General features: G+C 70.1%; 19 protein-coding genes. 5 read left to right on the forward strand and 14 right to left on the reverse strand.

What is annotated here, in order from left to right; all coding sequences use genetic code 11:
- Positions 1-8: 8 nt before the first annotated feature.
- The 6 genes from dapA to ku form a co-directional block, all read right to left on the reverse strand.
- Entirely contained in the window at positions 9-896 is an 888-nt protein-coding gene (gene dapA / locus LXT21_RS25165; protein WP_254040726.1) for a 4-hydroxy-tetrahydrodipicolinate synthase, read from the reverse strand.
- Between the two features lie 16 nt (positions 897-912).
- Positions 913-2,154, reverse strand: coding sequence for a diaminopimelate decarboxylase (gene lysA, locus LXT21_RS25170; RefSeq protein ID WP_254040727.1), 1,242 nt, complete (start codon positions 2,152-2,154; stop codon positions 913-915).
- A complete protein-coding gene (locus tag LXT21_RS25175) occupies positions 2,151-2,396 on the reverse strand; it encodes a hypothetical protein (protein WP_254040728.1) in 246 nt (81 codons plus the stop codon). The genes lysA and LXT21_RS25175 overlap by 4 nt, the downstream gene beginning before the upstream one ends.
- 2 nt (positions 2,397-2,398) lie before the next feature.
- Entirely contained in the window at positions 2,399-4,234 is a 1,836-nt protein-coding gene (locus LXT21_RS25180) for a TIGR04551 family protein (protein ID WP_254040729.1), read from the reverse strand.
- A 128-nt stretch (positions 4,235-4,362) separates the two neighbouring features.
- The gene (gene mutM, locus LXT21_RS25185) at positions 4,363-5,184 is read right to left on the reverse strand and encodes a bifunctional DNA-formamidopyrimidine glycosylase/DNA-(apurinic or apyrimidinic site) lyase (protein WP_254040730.1); all 822 of its coding nucleotides are present in this window, start codon (positions 5,182-5,184) and stop codon (positions 4,363-4,365) included.
- A 72-nt stretch (positions 5,185-5,256) separates the two neighbouring features.
- Positions 5,257-6,264, reverse strand: a complete 1,008-nt coding sequence (gene ku / locus LXT21_RS25190) for a non-homologous end joining protein Ku (RefSeq protein ID WP_254040731.1) — start codon at positions 6,262-6,264, stop codon at positions 5,257-5,259.
- A 250-nt stretch (positions 6,265-6,514) separates the two neighbouring features.
- Between ku and LXT21_RS25195 the strand changes: the two genes are divergently transcribed.
- Positions 6,515-7,342, forward strand: a complete 828-nt coding sequence (locus LXT21_RS25195) for a M48 family metallopeptidase (protein WP_254040732.1) — start codon at positions 6,515-6,517, stop codon at positions 7,340-7,342.
- 12 nt (positions 7,343-7,354) lie between these two features.
- On the opposite strand, the gene LXT21_RS25200 is transcribed toward LXT21_RS25195, so the two are convergent.
- Together LXT21_RS25200 and LXT21_RS25205 are read right to left on the reverse strand one after the other, a co-directional pair.
- Positions 7,355-8,401, reverse strand: coding sequence for a YihY/virulence factor BrkB family protein (locus LXT21_RS25200; protein WP_254040733.1), 1,047 nt, complete (start codon positions 8,399-8,401; stop codon positions 7,355-7,357).
- A gap of 90 nt (positions 8,402-8,491) precedes the next feature.
- Positions 8,492-9,379 (reverse strand): MTAP family purine nucleoside phosphorylase, encoded by an 888-nt coding sequence (locus tag LXT21_RS25205; protein ID WP_254040734.1) that lies wholly within the window; start codon positions 9,377-9,379, stop codon positions 8,492-8,494.
- 93 nt (positions 9,380-9,472) lie between these two features.
- On the opposite strand from LXT21_RS25205, the gene LXT21_RS25210 reads away from it, so the two are divergent.
- On the forward strand, positions 9,473-10,327 hold the full coding sequence (locus tag LXT21_RS25210) for a hypothetical protein (protein ID WP_254040735.1): 855 nt from the start codon (positions 9,473-9,475) through the stop codon (positions 10,325-10,327).
- 85 nt (positions 10,328-10,412) lie between these two features.
- Here LXT21_RS25210 and LXT21_RS25215 read toward each other — a convergent pair whose 3' ends face one another.
- Positions 10,413-11,252, reverse strand: a complete 840-nt coding sequence (locus LXT21_RS25215) for an ATP-grasp domain-containing protein (RefSeq protein ID WP_254040736.1) — start codon at positions 11,250-11,252, stop codon at positions 10,413-10,415.
- A gap of 171 nt (positions 11,253-11,423) precedes the next feature.
- Between LXT21_RS25215 and LXT21_RS25220 the strand changes: the two genes are divergently transcribed.
- Complete coding sequence (locus tag LXT21_RS25220; protein WP_254040737.1) at positions 11,424-12,926, forward strand: endo alpha-1,4 polygalactosaminidase; 1,503 nt, start codon at positions 11,424-11,426, stop codon at positions 12,924-12,926.
- A gap of 57 nt (positions 12,927-12,983) precedes the next feature.
- Here LXT21_RS25220 and LXT21_RS25225 read toward each other — a convergent pair whose 3' ends face one another.
- From LXT21_RS25225 to LXT21_RS25245, 5 genes are all read right to left on the reverse strand, one after another.
- Positions 12,984-13,196, reverse strand: coding sequence for a helix-turn-helix transcriptional regulator (locus tag LXT21_RS25225; RefSeq protein ID WP_046715820.1), 213 nt, complete (start codon positions 13,194-13,196; stop codon positions 12,984-12,986).
- Positions 13,189-13,629: a hypothetical protein gene (locus tag LXT21_RS25230; RefSeq protein WP_254040738.1), complete on the reverse strand. Its 441-nt coding sequence runs from the start codon at positions 13,627-13,629 to the stop codon at positions 13,189-13,191. The genes LXT21_RS25225 and LXT21_RS25230 overlap by 8 nt, the downstream gene beginning before the upstream one ends.
- A 120-nt stretch (positions 13,630-13,749) precedes the next feature.
- A complete protein-coding gene (locus LXT21_RS25235) occupies positions 13,750-14,706 on the reverse strand; it encodes a DMT family transporter (RefSeq protein WP_254040739.1) in 957 nt (318 codons plus the stop codon).
- The gene (gene queG, locus LXT21_RS25240) at positions 14,679-15,692 is read right to left on the reverse strand and encodes a tRNA epoxyqueuosine(34) reductase QueG (protein WP_254040740.1); all 1,014 of its coding nucleotides are present in this window, start codon (positions 15,690-15,692) and stop codon (positions 14,679-14,681) included. The genes LXT21_RS25235 and queG overlap by 28 nt, the downstream gene beginning before the upstream one ends.
- 18 nt (positions 15,693-15,710) lie before the next feature.
- Positions 15,711-16,274: a cob(I)yrinic acid a,c-diamide adenosyltransferase gene (locus LXT21_RS25245; RefSeq protein ID WP_254040741.1), complete on the reverse strand. Its 564-nt coding sequence runs from the start codon at positions 16,272-16,274 to the stop codon at positions 15,711-15,713.
- Positions 16,275-16,417: 143 nt separating this feature from the next.
- Between LXT21_RS25245 and LXT21_RS25250 the strand changes: the two genes are divergently transcribed.
- Together LXT21_RS25250 and LXT21_RS25255 are read left to right on the forward strand one after the other, a co-directional pair.
- The gene (locus LXT21_RS25250) at positions 16,418-17,212 is read left to right on the forward strand and encodes a thymidylate synthase (RefSeq protein WP_254040742.1); all 795 of its coding nucleotides are present in this window, start codon (positions 16,418-16,420) and stop codon (positions 17,210-17,212) included.
- On the forward strand, positions 17,209-17,688 hold the full coding sequence (locus LXT21_RS25255) for a dihydrofolate reductase (protein ID WP_254040743.1): 480 nt from the start codon (positions 17,209-17,211) through the stop codon (positions 17,686-17,688). The genes LXT21_RS25250 and LXT21_RS25255 overlap by 4 nt, the downstream gene beginning before the upstream one ends.
- Positions 17,689-17,693: the final 5 nt, after the last annotated feature.

The raw sequence follows: 17,693 nt of genomic DNA on the forward strand, positions 1-17,693 counted from the left end.
GCGGATGCTCAGTGCTTCAACAGGCCCAGCTGGCGCAGCTCCTCGGCGAGCTTCGTCGCGTTGGGCTCCGTCATGGGCACCAGCGGCAGCCGCACCTCCGGCCCGAAGAGCCCCAACAGGTGCAGGCCCCACTTCACGGGGATGGGGCTCGACTCCACGAAGAGCAGCCGGTGGAGGTTGTTGAGCTTCACCTGGAGCTCGCGCGCCTTGGCGAAGTCGCCGGCCCGCGCGGACGCCACCAGGTCCGCCATCATCCGGGGCGCCACGTTGGAGGACACGGAGATGACGCCCTTGCCACCGCAGGCGATGAAGGGCAGCACGGTGAAGTCGTCACCGGACAGGAGCGTCAGCCGCTCGCCGCACTTCTCCAGGATGTCCACCGCCCGGGCCATGTTGCCGGTGGCCTCCTTGATGGCCACCACCTCCGGGAAGTCGCACAGCCGCTGCACCGTCTCCGGCAGCAGGTCCACGCCGGTGCGACCGGGGACGTTGTACGCGATGATGGGGAAGCCCGGGTGGGCGCGCGCCACCGCGCGGAAGTGCTCCACCAGGCCCGTCTGCGTGGGCTTGTTGTAGTACGGCGTGACGATGAGCGTGCCGTCCGCGCCCGCGTCCCGCACGCGCGCCACGCTCTCGATGACTTCGGCGGTGTTGTTGGAGCCCGCGCCGCCCACCACCAGGGCCCGGCCCTTCGACTCCTCCACCACCACGCGCACCGCGCGGGCGCGCTCGTCCGCGGACATGGTGACCGACTCGCCCGTGGTGCCCATGGGGATGAGCACGCGGGTGCCGCCCTCGATTTGCTGCCGCACCAGGGCCCGGTAGGCCGACTCGTCGAGCGCGCCGTTGCGGAACGGGGTGGCCAACGCCGTCATGGAGCCTTCGAAGGTCTTCATGCCGGCGCTTATATGTTCAGGCCCGCTCGCCGCGCCAGAGATCCTCGGTGCGCTCGCGCTCGCGCACCACCCGCCAGGCCGACTCGGCCACCAGCACCTCCGCCGGACGGGGGCGGGAGTTGTAATTGGAAGCCATGCTCATGCCGTAAGCCCCGGCGCTGAGGAAGGCATACAGCTCGCCTGGCTGGGGGAGGACCAGGGGGCGCGCCTTGGCCAGCACGTCGGTGGACTCACACACCGGCCCCACCACATCCACCTCCACTTCCTTGCCCCGCCGCTTCACCAGCGGGACGAAGCCGTGGTGGGCCTCGTAGAGGGCGGGCCGCAGCAAGTCGTTCATGCCCGCGTCGACGATGGCGAAGCGCCTGGCCGGCGTCAGCTTGCGGTACAGCACGCGCGTGAGCAGCACGCCCGCGTTGCCCACCAGGGAGCGCCCCGGCTCCAGCACCAGCCGCGCGCCCGTGTCCTTCGTGGCCGCGAGCACCACGCGCGCGTACTCCTCCACCGACGGGGGCGTCTCGTCCGTGTACGTGATGCCCAGCCCGCCGCCCACGTCCAGGTACTCCAGAGGGTGCTTGCGCGCCTTGAGCTCGCGGTACAGCCCCGCGACCTTGGTGAGCGCCGCGCGCACCGGCGAGCTCTGCGTGAGCTGCGAGCCAATGTGACAGTCCAGGCCCGCGGCCCTGAGGCCCTTCATCTTCTTGGAGCGCTCGTACAGCGCCACCGCCTCCTCGAAGGGCACACCGAACTTGGACGTCTTGAGGCCCGTGGCGATGTAGCGGTGCGTGCGCGCGTCCACCTCCGGATTCACGCGCAGGGCGAACGGCGCCTTCTTCCCGAGCCGCCGGCCCACCGCGTCCAGCGCCTCCAGCTCCTCGGCGCTCTCCACGTTGAACAGGAGGAGGCCCGCGTCCAGCGCGGCCGCCATCTCCTCCGGCGTCTTGCCCACGCCCGCGAACACCGTCTTCGCGGCCTCGCCGCCCGCCTGCCGCACGCGGGCCAGCTCTCCGCCGGAGACGATGTCGAAGCCCCCGCCCAGCCCCGCGAACAGCCGCAGGATGGAGAGGTTGGAGTTGGCCTTCACCGAGTAGCAGATGAGCGGCCGGGCCTCGCCGAAGGCGTCGACGACGGCGCCGAAGTGCCCGGTGAGCGCCGCGGTGGAATAGACGTAGGTGGGCGTGCCCACCGCGTCCGCGATGGCGGGCAGCGGCACGCCTTCCGCGTGCAGCACGCCCTTTCGAAAGGTGAAGAAGCTCACGGGACTCCGGCGTCCGCGTCGGTGGTGGTGGTCGGCGTCACCACGCCACCATCCGTCGTCGGCGACACGGAGGGCCCGGTGGGCGCCACCGTCGTCGGCGCGGTGTCCGACGGCGGAGGAGGCGTCTCCGTCGCCGGCGCGCTCGGCGCCAGCGGCGGCTTGGGCGCGCCCTTGATGCCACACGCCACCATCCCCAGCACGAGGAGGGCGGCGATGCTCGGCGAAGCGAGGGCGCGCTTCATGATTAGAACTTCACGCCCAGCCAGCCGCGGATGGTGTGCGGCGTCTCCAGGTCCCGACGCAGCACCTCCTGGTACTGCTGCAGGCCGCTCATCGGGAAGAGGATGCCGTAGGCGAGGCCCGCGATGAAGCCGTCCTCGGTGGTGTAGTCCACGCCCGCGTTGAGCTCGATGCCCAGCGACTTGCTGGTGAACGACGGCGTCGACTCCGCGTAGAGCGCCTGCGAGTAGATGACCCGGCCGTACACGTCGATGCCCGGCGCCACCGCGTACTTCACGGACGGGCGGATGTAGAACGCGTCGGTGATGCCGCCGATGAGCTGGCGCCACAGGATGAGGTCCACGCGGTAGTCGCGGTTGAAGCGGAAGTTGCGGATGGCGTCATCCGCGCAGCCGCCCGCGTCGCAGCGGTACTGGGGACCTTCCACGTCGCCCGGCTGCGTGTAGTTGTTGGGGCCGTTCGGGTTGCCGGAGCCGGTGCGGCCCGGGTAGTTGCCGAAGCCCGGCGCCTTGTCACCGGAGGCGAAGCCCAGCTCCAGGCCCACCGTCAGCTTGTTCTCCACCGCCTTCACCTCACCCTGCAGCACGCCGCCGAACTGGGCCACGCGCAGGCTGGGGTCCGCCATCGACTCGTTCAGGCTGAGGCCGCGGCTGTTGATGCTGCCGAGCACCGCCGCCAGCTCCATCTCGATGCGCCAGGAGCGCTCCTCGTAGCGCAGCCAGAAGTCCGGGACGTACAGCTTGGCGTCGCGGGGGATGAAGCTCACCTGCCCCGTCGTGTCGTTGGTGATGTCCTGGTAGTTCTGCGTGCGGTAGGTGAAGTGCAGGCCGTACTGGAGCACACCCTGGTTGTTGTCGAGCTTGGAGCGGATCTGCGCGTCCGTGTCCCGGCGGGCGATGGCGAGCACCCAGCTGTGGGCGTCATCGGCCTGCGTCAGATCCACCGGCTCACCCTGGGCGCCGGAGCGGTACACCGAGCCCTCGGAGTTGAAGTCCAGCATCGGCGTGACGTACCAGCCGGCGAACGGCTCGGTGACGAACTGGATGCGGTCCACCGTGTCGCCGAAGTCGCAGTCGAAGCAGTTGCCGTCGTTGCGCAGCATGCCCAGGCCCCAGTGGCTGCCCATGCGGCCGAAGCGCAGGATGCCCACCGGCGTGTTCACCTCGCCGTAGGCGCGGCGCAGCTTGATGGAGTCCGACAGCGTGTTGCCCAGGGACTCCTGGTCCTCGGAGAAGATGGTGAAGACGTTGCGCGTGTCACCCGGGTAGAGCGTGTCCGGCGTGGAGCCGAGCACCAGGTTGTCCAGGCCGTCCACCTGCAGCTTGATCTTCACCTGCTCGGACACGTTGAACGTGGGGTCCAGGCGCAGGCGCATGGTGGCGAACGACTGGGTGTTCGCCGACACGCGCGAGGAGCGCGGGAAGAGGTCCTGCCCCGGAATCGTGGCGGGCAGCCGGCCCAGGTCGAACTTGTAGAAGAGCGTGGGGCGCAGGCGGAAGTAGCCGTCGAGCTGGAAGACCTCCAGCTTGCGCTTCTCCTCGGGGTACTCCTCGCTCCACTCCTCGCCGTTGAGGGACTGCTTGGCGGCCTCGGCGCGAATCTCTCCGCGCAGCTCCTGCTTGGTGGCCTCCAGGTCGTCCTGGGTGACCGTCTCACCCGCGGGCACGGCGGCGGGCTGGGCGGCGGCGGGCTGCTCGGGGGAGGCGGCCGGAGCCTCGGGGGCGGGGGCGGGCGCGGCCTCCGCGGGCGCGGGCGCGGGCGGAGGCGTGCCCCCGGCGGGCACCTGGGCGGTGGCCGTGGAGGAAGCGACGAGCAGCGCCGCCAGCAGGACGTGAGACATGGGCAACGATCTCCAGGGCCGCTCAGGGCGGCCGGGTCGGAAAGGCGGGCGATTCAAGCCATGGGACAGGGGGGTGTCAACGCCAACCGGGACGTCGGTTCGCGCCGTTGACGACAGGACGCCCGGGGTCATTTCCCTGCCCTCCCCCGGGGTTGGCACTTCGGACAGGCGTAGGTGGTGCGCCCGGCCTGGGTGAAGGACTCCACCGGGGAGCCGCACCTGGAGCACGGGCCGTCACCGCGGCCGTACACCAGGAACGGGTTCTCGGAGCCGCCGTCCTCCAGGTACACGGGCTCCTCGCCCTGCTGCTCCTCGAGGCCGAAGTCGATGCTCTCCCGGATGGCCTGGACCAGGCGCTTCCAGTCGTCCGGGGTGAGGGTGGAGGGCTTGCGCGCGGGGTGCAGGCCGGCGCGGAACAGGGCCTCCGCGGCGTGGATGTTGCCCAGGCCAGCGATGCGCGCCTGATCCATCAGCGCCACCTTCAGGTCCTGTTTCGAGGACGCCACGGCCTGCTCCAGCTGGCCGGCGGTGAGGCCGTCCGCCAGCGGGTCCCTCCCCAGGGCCTTCACCACGTCGAGCGAGCGCAGGCCCGCGGCGGGGGTCGGCTCCATGCGCCCGAACATGCGCGCGTCGGCGAAGTGCAGCACCTGGTCGTCGTCCAGGTGGAAGCGGGCGCGGCTGTAGGGGACGACGTCGGTGGGGGCGCGGCGCACGAACTTGCCCGTCATGCCCAGGTGGCCCAACAGGCCCCGCCCCTCCTCGAAGGAGAAGAGCAGGTACTTGCCCCGGCGAACGAGCGACTCCAGTCGCCCCTGCAGCTGCGCGAAACGCGCACGGTCGGCGCCGCGGAAGACGCGGGTGTCATCCGCCTCCGCGCGCACGAGTCGACGGCCCGTGAACCAGCGCACCAGATTGCGCCGGGCGATCTCCACTTCGGGTAACTCGGGCATCCGCCCGGGCACATAGCACCGGCCCCAAGCCCGGCCCACGCATTAATTGCAGCGGCCCCCCCGGGCGCGGGCTCACCCGCGAGGCTTCTTCGGCTCCAGCGCCCCCAGGCCGCCACGGCCCTCCGGGGTCACAGACGGGGTCGTCGACCCGGGCGCCTCGTGGGGCCAGGGCGTGGAGGCCCCCCGTGGATCATCCGGCGCCCCGCCCTTCCCCGGCTCCACCGGGAACGGCTTCGAGCCGAGCCCACCCGAGTCCTCCCGAACCTCTCGCGCCGCGAGCCGTGGACGCAGCCGCAGCGCCCCTTCCGCCGGCGTCGCCTCCAGACCTCGCACCTTGGCGCCTGCTGGAGCACCCACCTCGGGTGCCGCCCGGGGAGCACGCCGCGACCTCGCCTGCGCGCGCGCCCGTCGCTCCAGGAAGGCCATCACCCGCTCGCGGTGCTCGTCCGGATGCCGCCGGGGGTCGAACGTCGTGGAGCGGGCCTCGATGAGCCGGAGCGCGGCGTCCAGCTCGGCCGGCGCCACGCTCGCGCCCGTCGTCTCCAGCTCGGGGAGCTGCTCCTGCGACACCACCTCGTCCACGGCGTGCAAGGTGGACAGCACGAGCCCGCGCGCGTGAGGCCGCACCAGACACAGGTGCCCCTTCTGGTACAGCACCAGCCGCCCCACGCCCACGCGGCCCGACGCACGCAGCGCCTCCGCCATCAGCGCATACGCCGGCTCCGCGCCGCGCGCCGGCACCAGGTGGTACGACGTGTCCAGCAGCAAGGGGTCCACCTGCGCCGGGTCCACGAACTCCTCCAGCGCGATGACCCGGCTCGACACCGGGTCCAGCGCGTCCAGCTCGCCGCTCGTCACCGTGACGTGCCGGCCGTCCTCCAGCGTGTAGCCCCGCACCACGTGCTCGAGCGGCACCTCCTCGCCCTCCGCGGAGCACACCCGCTTGTTCTGGATGCGGGCGCCGTCCGCGTCATGCAGCAGGTGGAAGCGGGCCTGCCGGGAGGCGACGACGCCGTGCAGCCTCACCGGGAGCGCCACCCGCCCGAAGCTCAACGAGCCCACCCAGACCGGACGCGCCATGACGACCTCCTCGCGGTGTCATCCACGACCGACACCGCTTTCATGAAACGTCGATGGCCCCGAGCACCGCGGCAAGGCTCGCACGCACCATCGGAGGGCACGCGAGCCCTCCGGCGCCTCGGGCGGCGCGGGTCCGCTGTCGGTCGGAAGCGGCACGAGGGGCTTGCCGTGGAGGTGGACGCTGCCCAAGAGTCCGGGCAGTCAGTCGCTCTCTCAACGCATCAACCGGTCAAGAAAGGCGCATTCGGTCATGCAGCGGATTCTCTCGGCGGTATGGAGCCTCGCCCTCATCCTGGGCGTGACGACGGGCTGCACCACGCAGCGCGTCCAGGCGGAGAAGGCTCTCGCGAAGACCTTCATCTCGGATGAGCAGGAGGAGGAGATCGGCCAGCAGGTGAAGAAGGAGCTCGAGCAGAAGGAGAAGGTCAAGTACGTCGAGGACCCGACCATCGTCGAGTACGTGCGCAACCTCTCCGCGCCCATCCTCAAGCAGGCCACGAAGGACCGGCCCGGCGTGAAGTGGAAGATCAACGTCATCGACGACCCGAAGACGGTCAACGCCTTCGCCACGCCCGGCGGCTACCTCTACGTGTACACGGGCCTCATCCTCGCGTCGGACACGGAGGCGGAGCTGGCGGGCGTGATGGCGCACGAGGCGGGCCACGTCGTCGGCCGCCACTCGGCGCGCGCCATGGTCAACCAGATGGGCATCCAGACCGTCACCCAGCTCGCCCTGGGGCAGAACCCCGGCGCCGCCGCGCAGGTGGCCGCCCAGCTGGTGGGCGGGGGCGCGCTGCTCGCGCACAGCCGCAGCGAGGAGCTGGAGGCGGACGAGTACGGCGCGCGCTACTCCTCCGGCGCCGGCTTCGACCCGAAGGGCCTCATCAGCTTCTTCCAGAAGCTCCAGGCGCAGGGCGGTGACACACCGGGCGTCATGAAGTGGCTGAGCACCCACCCCACCAACAAGCAGCGCATCAGCGACCTGGAGAAGTACATCAAGGAGAAGAACCTGCGCGGCAGCAACAACAGCCCGGGCCAGCTGCCCGCCATCAAGCAGAAGCTGGGCGGCGCGCGCTAGCCTCGGGCGTCGTCAGTGCAGGCTGGAGGGCGGAGGCTGCTGCTCCGCCGCGGAGGGCTCGGGGGACTTCCCCCGGGCCACGCGCCGTCGCCAGCGCCAGAAGGCCATCCGGGAGCGCTTCGCGCTGGCGGCGCTCTTGGCGGCCCCCGGTGTCTTGATGGGCGGCTCGGCGGGCGCGGGCTCGTCGAAGTTGCGCGCGCCCTTCTCCTTCCCCTCCGCGGAGGCGTGCTCGAGGATGGCGTTGATCTCCCCGCCGAGGATGAACACCAGCCCGGAGATGTAGAGCCACAGGAGCAGCACCACCACGCCGCCGATGGAGCCGTAGGTGACGTTGTACTTGCCGAAGTGCTCCACGTACTGCGTGAAGCCCCACGTGCTCGCCATCCACGCCAGCGTGCCCAGGATGGAGCCGGGGGTGATGTACTTGAAGCGCTGCTTCACGTCCGGCAGCAGGTAGTAGCAGAGCGACACCACCAGCATCACCAGGCCCGCGGTGAACGGCCAGCGCGCCCAGGACCACACCAGGTGGAACGCCTCCTCCACCTGCAGCCGCGTCGCCAGCCACGCCCCCAGCCGCCCGCCCAAGAGGAACACGGCGAAGGACAGGGGAATCAGCAGCGTGCCCACCAGCGTCACCACCACCGCCAGGCCCTGCGTCTTCCACACGGGCCGCGACTCGGGCACGTCGTAGGCCAGGTTGAGCGCCTTGCGCAGCGCGTCCGCGCCGCGTGACGCCGACCACAGGGCGAGCACGAGACCCACGGTGAGCAGCCTGGGCCGAGGCTGGTCCACCAGCGAGGTCAGGTGCTGCGTCACCAGGCCGAGCGCGTCGCCGGGCACCAGCGGGCGGATGCGCTCCAGCATCGCGTCCACCGCGCCGGGCGCGAAGGGCATGTACGCCACCAACGTGACGAGGAAGAACAGGAAGGGGAACAGCGAGAACAGCAGGTAGTACGACAGCTGCGCCGCGATGTCCGTGACGGTGTCTTCCTGGAACTCCTTCACGAAGCGTCGCGTGAATTCGCGCCACGTGAGGTACTTGAGCCGCGGCAGCCGCATCCTTCCCTCCTCGCTCCCGACTCTCGGGTAACGGAAGGTGGGGCTCACGACGCCATTCGGCAGCAGGCGGCCGGCCGAGCCCTCGTCGGGCTAGACGACGTTCGGCGGAAGATATCTGCCCAACAGTGGACGAAGCCGCGAGCGGACCTCGTCGGGGATGCGGGAGCGCTCGGTCCACAGCGCCATCGCCAGCGCGGAGTCACACCGGCAGCTGACGGGCGTCTCGGCGATGCGCGCGAGCGCGCGGCGGATGAGCGTGGCGCCCTTGGAGGTGACGGCCTGCACGTTGTGCGACAGCCGCGACAGGAGGGCCTCGTGCTCCTGGCCCTCCGGAGGAGACTGCCAGGAGTCGTAGTCGGTGGGCAGCGCCACCAGGGCGTAGTGCAGCTCCGCCTCGCGGGCGAGCCGCGCCTCGGGCATGGCCGTCATGCCCACCAGGTCCCCGCCCCACGTGCGGTACAGCAGGCTCTCCGCGCGCGTGCTGAGCGCGGGCCCCTCGATGCAGACATACGTGGCCTGGGTGGCCACCACGGCGTGGGTGGCGACGGCGGCGTTGGCCAGCGTCTTTCGCAGGGTGCCGCAGAAGGGGTGCCCCAGCTCCACGTGCACGGCCACGTCGTCGTAGAAGGTGCAGGGGCGCCGGTAGGTCCGGTCGATGACCTGGTCCGGCACGACGAGCTGCAGCGGGGGCAGGTGCTCCTGGAGGCTGCCCACGGTGCTGGTGGAGAGCACGTGCGTGACGCCCAGCTGCTTCAGCGCGAACAGGTTGGCGCGGTAGGGGGCGCGGGTGGCGTTGAAGAGGTGGCCCTGGCCGTGGCGTGGAACATAAACGACCGAGACGCCGTCCAACTCCCCGGAGAACAGCGGCCCCGCATGGGGACCGAACGGTGTTTCGAGGGTGTGGGTCTCCAGACGACCATTGAACCCCAGGAGGTGTTCCAAACCATGGCTCCCGATGATGCCCACCCTGACAGCCATGTTCCTCCTTGGGCGCTCCGGCCGCGCTCCCCGGACCATACCGCGCCCCCCTGGCGCCGGGAGGCACGAAGACTGGTAGTTTTCGTAATTGCCATGCGTTCCCTTCCCGTCCTGCTCCTGGTGCTCGCCGCCAGCTCCGCCAGCGCCCAGCGCGGCACCGTCCCCTCCGGCTGTCAGGAGGACTACGCCACCTGCAAGGAGGACTGCTCCATCGAGTACGGCGGCAGCGGCCGCACCCTCAAGAAGCTCACCCAGTGCCTCTCCATCTGCACGGAGAACCGCGAGGAGTGCAGCGACCGGCACTCCGCGATTCGAGGGCTGCCGTCGGGCGTGGTGGCGGACGAGCCGCGTCGCCCGTCGCGCCGTCCGTCGGGCAAGCCGGTGAACCGGGAGGACGACCCGTTCGGTGACGCCAACTCCTCGTCGGAGCCGCGCCGCACGACCAACCGCGAAGAAGACCCGTTCGGTGATTCGCGTCCGGAGCGTCCGCCCGGGCCGCGAGGCGCGTACCGCTCGCCCGACGAGATTCCCGCCGAGGACACCCGCCCGCCCAAGGAGCCGACGCCCGCTTCGCTCGACACGTCGCCGCCTCCGCCGCCCGTGTCGCGCGCGGGGGTCTATCGCGCGTCGGACTCCGAGCCGAAGCCCGCGCCCGCGCCCTCGGCCGACATCCCTGATGATCTGGAGCCGCTGGACGCGCCGCCCGCGCCCACGCCCACCGCCGCGAACAAGCCGTCGCCGCGCTCCGAGCCCGCTCGCACCGAGGCCCCGGTCTCCGCGCGGACCGAGGAGAAGAAGGACCCGCTGCTCGACGACGAGCCCGCGCCGCCGCCGCCCGCGCCCACCGCGAAGAAGCCGCCGCCCGCCGCGCCCGCGGCGCCGCCGCGCCCCAAGCCTCCGCCGGACCCCAAGTACGACATCTCCGAGTGGGACCCGAACGGGGACTGACCCCGCTTCAGCGCACCGGCCGACAGCACACCTCGGGCCGGTGCGTCGTGGAGACAGGGCGCCCCCTGCCCACGCGGGGACAGGCTCAGCGCGCCCGCTCCAACTCCAGGATGTTGCGCCACAGCGCGAAGGGCGAGACGCCCGCGTAGCCACTCTCCTGGCCGTCGTTGCATTCGATGACGACCCAACGGCCGGACACCTCCTGGGCCACGTCCACCACGAGGAACGGGAGCGCCAGCCGACGCGCCACCTCGCGGCCCAGCCAGAGCGCCTCGCGCTGTTCGGCCTCGTTCATCGTGTACGACGAGCCCTGCCACCAGTAGGGCCCCCAGCCCACCAGCTCTCCGCGCCACCAGAAGGTGCGGAACTCGAACGAGCTGGGAATGCGGTCGGGCGCGCCCTCCTCCACCCGACGCAGCGGCCGCAGCTCCCGACACACCACGCGCTGCCAGTGCAGGATGGGGTCCTTCGCGTAGGCCGCCATCGCCTCGGTGAACTGCTCGGGTCCCTCGATGATGGAGAGCGACTTGCGATGGCGGCTCGTCTGCCGCTCCCCCTTCACGAAGACGGGCCAGCCGAGCCGGGCCTCCACCGTTTTCGCGTCCGGACGCGCGTCGAACCAGACGCTGCGCGGCGTGAGGTCCTCGAGCTTCGGGTACCAGTGCGGCAGCTCCGTGGCGAGCAAGTGCTGTTCCGGTGAGTGCACCAGCCGCACACCCTCCGCGGCCAGCTCCCGGTAGCGCTCCGCGTAGTCGTTCCACACGCCCACGCGCGCCACGACCTCGAGCGACTCCGGCAACTGGTACGGACGCCGGCACGCGAAGAAGGCGTCGAAGCCGAAGTCGTAGATGCCCTGCCCCGTGGGCGCCGTCAGCACCCACAGCGCCTCCTCCACCTGCAACAAGTCCTCGCCCTTCCGAAGCATGTTTTGAATGTAGGTCGAATCCCGCACGGAGTCGTCCAGGCTCGGACGAATGTTCCAGCGATGAAGCGGCGTCCAGGCGCATCGGCGACGTGCGCACAGACTTCACGTTGCTCGCACACGTCGCGCGGCGTTAAGGCCGGCTCGCTACTCCACCCCTCGAGGAGCCGTTGCATGCGAGTCGCGATGAAGTGGTTGTTGGCGTGGACCTGGCTGGCGCTGGTGGCCGCGTGCGGCGACAAGGCCACGAACGATGATTTCGACACCGGACAGGACGCCATCCTGCCCAACGCGCAGACCCTGCCCTGCACCACGCTCCAGTTCGAGCGAGGCACCCTCCCCTCGGGCCAGAGCGTCCAGGGGCTCAACACCCAGACGTTGTCCGGAACACAGGACCGCTGGGCCGAGTACGTGGAGTTCGCCCCGAACAGCTCCGCCACGTGCACCCATCCGCTCCCCACGGGCGTGAGCGCGGACAGCGTCGTCGCGGCCGAGGTGGGCGTGAACTACCGGGGCCCCGCGAAGGCGCAGATGCGCTGGGTCATCGAGGCGTGGGACTCCACGACGAACAGCTGGGTGCTGGTGGGTGACAACGCCTTCGCGCAGTCCTGGCGATGGACGGCCACGTCATTGGCCCTGCCCACGCCCGCGCGCTTCCTGTCCGGCGGCTCGGTGAAGCTGCGCTACCGCACGGACTCCTCCGTGGATTCTTCACTGCTGGACCTGCTCGTCGTGCGCGTGCAGGTGGCGACGAGCGACGCGGGCACTCCGACGGACGCGGGCACGCCCAACGACGCGGGCACTCCGACGGACGCCGGGACGCCCACGGACGCGGGGACTCCGACGGACGCGGGCACGCAGGTGTCCTGGTCGAACGTGAAGAGCTTCACGTACCAGCTCACCAACTATCCGCAGGGCAAGCTCGACACGATTGCCGCGTCGAAGTTCGACCTCGCCATCGTCGAGCTCGTGCGCGACGGCTCCAGCGGCTACTTCACCGCGGCGGAGATTTCGGCGCTCAAGGCCCGGGGCAAGCAGGTGCTCGCCTACTTCGAGATTGGCGCCATCGAGGAGTACCGCCCCGAGTGGAGCCAGGTGCCCGCGGACCTGAAGCTCGGCCCCGTGTCCGGCTGGCCCGACGAGCAGTACGTGAAGTACTGGGACGAGCGCTGGTGGCCCATCGTCCAGGGCCGCATCGACCGCGCGCTCGCGGCGGGCTTCAACGGCTGCTACCTGGACATGGTCGTCACGTACGAGGAGATTCCCGCCAACGCCGCCGGCACCAACCGCGCCGACCTCGCGCGGAAGATGGTGGCCCTCATCGCGCGCATCAACACGTACGCGAAGGCGCGCAACCCGGACTTCAAGGTGGTGCCGCAGAACTCGCCGGAGCTCGTCGATGACCCGGCCTACCTGCCCGCCATCGACGGGCTGGGCATGGAGGACATGTACTGGTCCGACGACGTGGCCTGCAACGAAGGCTGGTGCGAGGAGAACCGCGCCAACGCCGCTCGCGTGCGCGCCGCGGGCAAGCTGGTGCTGTCCACCGACTACGCCACGCAGTCCGCGCACGTCGCGGATGCGTACACCCGCTCGCGCGCCGCGGGCTTCGTGCCCTACGTCACGGTGCGCGCGCTGGACCGCGTGACGGTGAACGCGGGATGGGACCCCCAGTAGTCCGATTCAGTGGGGACACCGCGCCTCGGGAGGTGCGCCGAGGCGCGGTGCACGGATTCATCGCTCCCAGCGGAACACCGCCTCGAGCGGCTTGCCGAAGACCTCCGCGATGCGGAACGCCGTCTCCAGGCTGGGCGAGTACTTGCCCGCTTCAATCGCGGCAATCGTCTGGCGTGTGAGGCCCACCTTCTCGCCCAGCGCGGCCTGCGTCATCTCGCCCGCGAGGAAGCGCAGCGTGCGGATTTCGTTGGTCAGCCGGGGCTCAGGCACGCAAGCCCCTGCGGTAGCCCGACACCGTCAGGCCGGTGTGCACCAGCTCCGCGATGACGATGGCCAGGATGGCCGCGTTCGCCACCTTCCAGCCACTGGCCCCGAACGGCATGATGCAGCCGACCCAAATCATGCCGCCCATCAGCACGTAGTACGCGACGGACGCGGAGCGATGCGCGATGGCCCGGTCGCGCTCGTCAGGCTCGGTCCTCTCCCCCGGCGCCCGTCGCATCCGGCTGACGAGCGCGGAGACACCGAGCACCACGCCCTGGAACAGCGCCGACGCGGTCAGCATGATGATCTGCGACCAGAACGTGAGCTCGCCTCGCGCTTCCAGCACCGCGACCGCGGTGAAGTACGTCCCGTAGCTCACGACGAGCAACACCAGGAACACCCACGCGAACCGCTCTCGGGACGACATCTGCGTCTCCATGAACCGCTCCCTTCACATGCCAACAATGTTAAGCATGCCAGACCCCATGTCAAGAATGCTTAACATCCCTCCAAAGGCCCCCTCGGCACCACGAAAGCGCTGCCCGAAAGAAAAAGGCCCTCAGGTCGCCGGACGGTCCGCCGCGGGCGCGAGCGGTGGCGGTCGGGTGACGGCGGTCTGCGTGAGCCGCACGCCCGCGAGCACCAGCACGCCGCCCACGGCAATCTCCCAGTGCAGGGACTCGTCCAGCAGGGCCCACGCGGCCAGCGCCGTGGCGGCGGGCTGGAGGTTGGAGAAGATGGCCACCTTCGACGCCGACACCTTCGACAGCGCGTAGTACCAGAGCACGTACGCGACCACCGACGTCAGCAGGCCCAGGTAGACGATGCAGCCCTTGGCCACCGTGCTCGTGGCCACGAGCGCCTCCGGGTTCGCGACGAACGGCGCGAACGGCAGCATCATCACCGTGGCCATCGTCATGCACCACGCCGTGGCCCGCAGGGGCCCGTGGATGGCGACGAAGGGCTTGCCCTCCGTCGTGTAGACCACCCACGCCATCACCGCGCAGAGGATGAGCAGGTCGCCCGTGAGCGAGCCGCGCGCCTCCGCCAGGCCGCGCCCCAACAGCAGCACCACCACGCCCACGAACGCCACGGTGATGCCCGCGAGCGTCCGCGTCGAGGCCCGCTCCTGCCCTCGCGCGAGGCTCAGCACGTACACGCCCAGTGGCATGAGCGAATACAAGAGCGCGCCGTGCGCGGCGGTGGAGCGCGACAGCCCGGTGAAGAAGAACAGCTGGTTCACCGGGCCCGCCATGAGCCCCAGGAACAGGATGCGGCCCCAGGCGTGACGCGGAGGCAGCTTGGGGCCGGGCACGAGCAACAGCAGCGCGACGAACACGAGCCCGCTGAGCATGAAGCGCCAGAACACCACCGTGAGCGGCGGCAGCTCCGCCATGGCCCGCTTCGCGGCGAGGTACGTCCCCGCGCTGATGAGGACCTGGATGAGGAGGGCGGCGTAGACGCCGCGCAACGAAGGCGTGGAGGAGTTCAGGGGACCAGCTGGCGCAGAGCCCATTGAGCCGCGCTACGTACCAATTCGCTCGAATCGTCGCTGAGCTTTTCGAGCAGGTGCCGCGCGTCCGCCTGTCTGGCCACCCCCAGCGCGTACACGGCGTTGCGGCGCAGCACGTCGTAGCGTGCGCGCGCCAGCGCCGTCCCCGGGATGAGCTGCTCGTACTGCGCCGTCGTCAGCCCCGCCAGCTCCAGCGTGCCCAGCTCCGCCACCGCGCGCGGCGCGAAGCGCGGGTGCTCCGCGAACACAGGCTTGCGGTTCAACGGACACACCTGCTGACAGATGTCGCACCCGAAGATGAGGTTGTTGAACTTGAAACGAAATGGCTCGGGCACCTCGCGCTCGCGGTTCTCGATGGTCTGGTAGGACAGACACGCCCCCGCGTTCACCTGGCTGTTGCCCACCAGCGCGCCCGTGGGACACGACACCAGACACCGCCGACACGCGCCGCACCGGTCCGCCGCGGGGCCGTCCGCGTATTCGTCCACCTCCGCGTCGATGACGAGCGTGGCGAGCAGCACCCACGAGCCGAAGGGCTCGGTGATGAAACACCCGTTCTTGCCCACGTAGCCCAGGCCCGCGCGCGCGGCCCACACCTTCTCCATCAGCGGGCCGCTGTCCACGCTCCCGTACGTCCCCAGCCCCGGCGCCCTCTGGATGATGGCCTTGCGGAACGCCTTCATCCGGTCGCGCAGCGTGGAGTGGTAGTCGCGCCCCCGCGCGTACCGGGCGATGGGCGAGCCCTTCGACGGCTCCTCGTCGCGGTAGTAGTTGTTGACGAAGGAGATGACCGTCTTCGCGCCCGGCAGGAGCCGGTCGACGTCCAGGCGCTCCTCCGCCCGCTCGCTCATCCAGTCCATGTCCGCCGCATAGCCCGCCTCCAGCCAGCTCAGGAGGAAGCGAGGCTCGATGGGCTCCGCGCGGGCGAAGCCCACCAGGTCGAAGCCCACCGAGCGGGCGAGGTCACGAAGCGGAGCGGTGGGGAGCAAAGCGACGCCTTGAAGGGACTAGGACTCGGACGGCTTCTCCGGAATCCACTTCACGTCCTGCACATCCGCGCGGTGGTTCGCCACGCGCGCCATGACGAAGAGCAGGTCGGAGAGCCGGTTGAGGAAGACCCCCACGTCCTTGGGAATCGTCCCCTCGCGCAGCAGCGGGACGGCGCGGCGCTCCGCGCGGCGGCACACCGTGCGAGCCAGGTGCAGCGCGGCCGCGGCCTGCGTGCCTCCGGGCAGGATGAAGTGCGTCATCTTCGGCAGCTCGCTGTCGAACCGGTCCATGGCGTTCTCCATGTCCGTCACCCAGCTCTCCTTCAGCGGAGGCAGGTGCGAGGCGGCCTTCGCGTCGATGGGCGTCGCCATCACCGCGCCCACGGTGAAGAGCTGGTCCTGCAGCCGGTGGAGCATCGCGTCCAGCTCCGGCGGCGGGGAGAAGCCGCGCACCAGACCCAGCGTCGCGTTCAGCTCGTCCACCTCGCCGTAGGCATCCACGCGCACGTCATCCTTCGGGACACGGCCGCCCCCGAATAGACCGGTATCTCCGGCGTCTCCGCGCTTCGTGTAGATTTTCATGGGCTTGGCTTCTACCGGCGGGACGCGTCGGACGTCCAATCCGAAGGGCATGCGCGGAACCGTGCGAGATTGCAGGGTTGCTGGCAGACCGCTTCGTTCGTGCTTGCCTCGGGGGGTGACGAAGCCATAGACGCCTGGGCCCCATGCAGCCCTACCTGAACCTGCTGGACCAAGTCCTGAAGCACGGGACGAAGAAGGGCGACCGCACCGGCACCGGCACGCTGAGTGTCTTCGGCCCCCAGCTGCGGTTCGATTTGACGCAGGGCTTTCCGCTCGTCACCACGAAGAAGCTGCACGTGAAGTCCATCCTCCACGAGCTGCTGTGGATTCTCGCGGGTGACACCAACGTGCGCACGCTGCAGGCACAAGGCGTCACCATCTGGGATGAGTGGGCCGACGCCGAGGGGAAGCTCGGCCCCGTGTATGGACACCAGTGGCGCTCCTGGAGCGCGCCGGACGGTGGACACCTCGACCAGATGAAGGCGCTGGTCGACGGGCTGGAGAAGAACCCGGACTCGCGCCGGCACATCGTCAGCGCGTGGAACGTGGCGGACCTGCCGGGCATGAAGCTGCCGCCGTGCCACGTGCTCTTCCAGTTCTACGTGGCCGACGGGAAGCTGTCCTGCCAGCTGTACCAGCGCAGCGCGGACCTGTTCCTCGGGCTGCCCTTCAACATCGCGTCGTACTCGGCGCTGACGATGATGGTGGCGCAGGCGACGGGCCTCGTCGCACACGAGTTCATCCACACGATTGGCGACGCGCACCTGTACCTCAACCATGTGGAGCAGGCCCGCGAGCAGCTCGCGCGCGCGCCGCGTGCGCTGCCACGCCTGAAGCTCAACCCCGAGGTGAAGGACCTCTTCGCGTTCCGGTACGAGGACTTCACACTCGAGGGCTACGAGCCCCACCCCGCCATCAAGGCGCCCGTGGCCGTATGAGGCTGTCGGCCATCGTCGCGCTGGCGTCGAACCGGGTCATCGGCGCGGACAATCAGCTCCCGTGGCGACTGCCCGCGGACCTGGCGCGCTTCAAGCGGCTCACCCTGGGCCACACGCTCGTCATGGGCCGCAAGACGTACGAGTCCATCGGCCGGCCGCTGCCTGGGCGCACGTTCATCGTCGTCACGCGGCAGAAGGACTTCGCGCCGCCGGCAGTCACGGTGGCTCACTCGGTGGAGGAGGCGCTCCAACAGGCCGAGGCCCGAGGCGACGACGAGGTCTTCATCGCCGGGGGCGCGGACCTCTACGCGCAGACGATGGACCGCATCCAGCGGCTCTACCTCACACGAATCGCGCGGGACTATCCGGGCGACACGCGCTTCCCCGAGGTGGACCTGTCCGGCTGGCGGCTCATCGAGGAGGAACAGCATCCGGAGTCAGCACCTCCGTACGCGTTCCTCACCTACGAGCGCTGACGCCG

The sequence above is a fragment of the Myxococcus guangdongensis genome (assembly GCF_024198255.1).
GTDB lineage: Bacteria > Myxococcota > Myxococcia > Myxococcales > Myxococcaceae > Myxococcus > Myxococcus guangdongensis.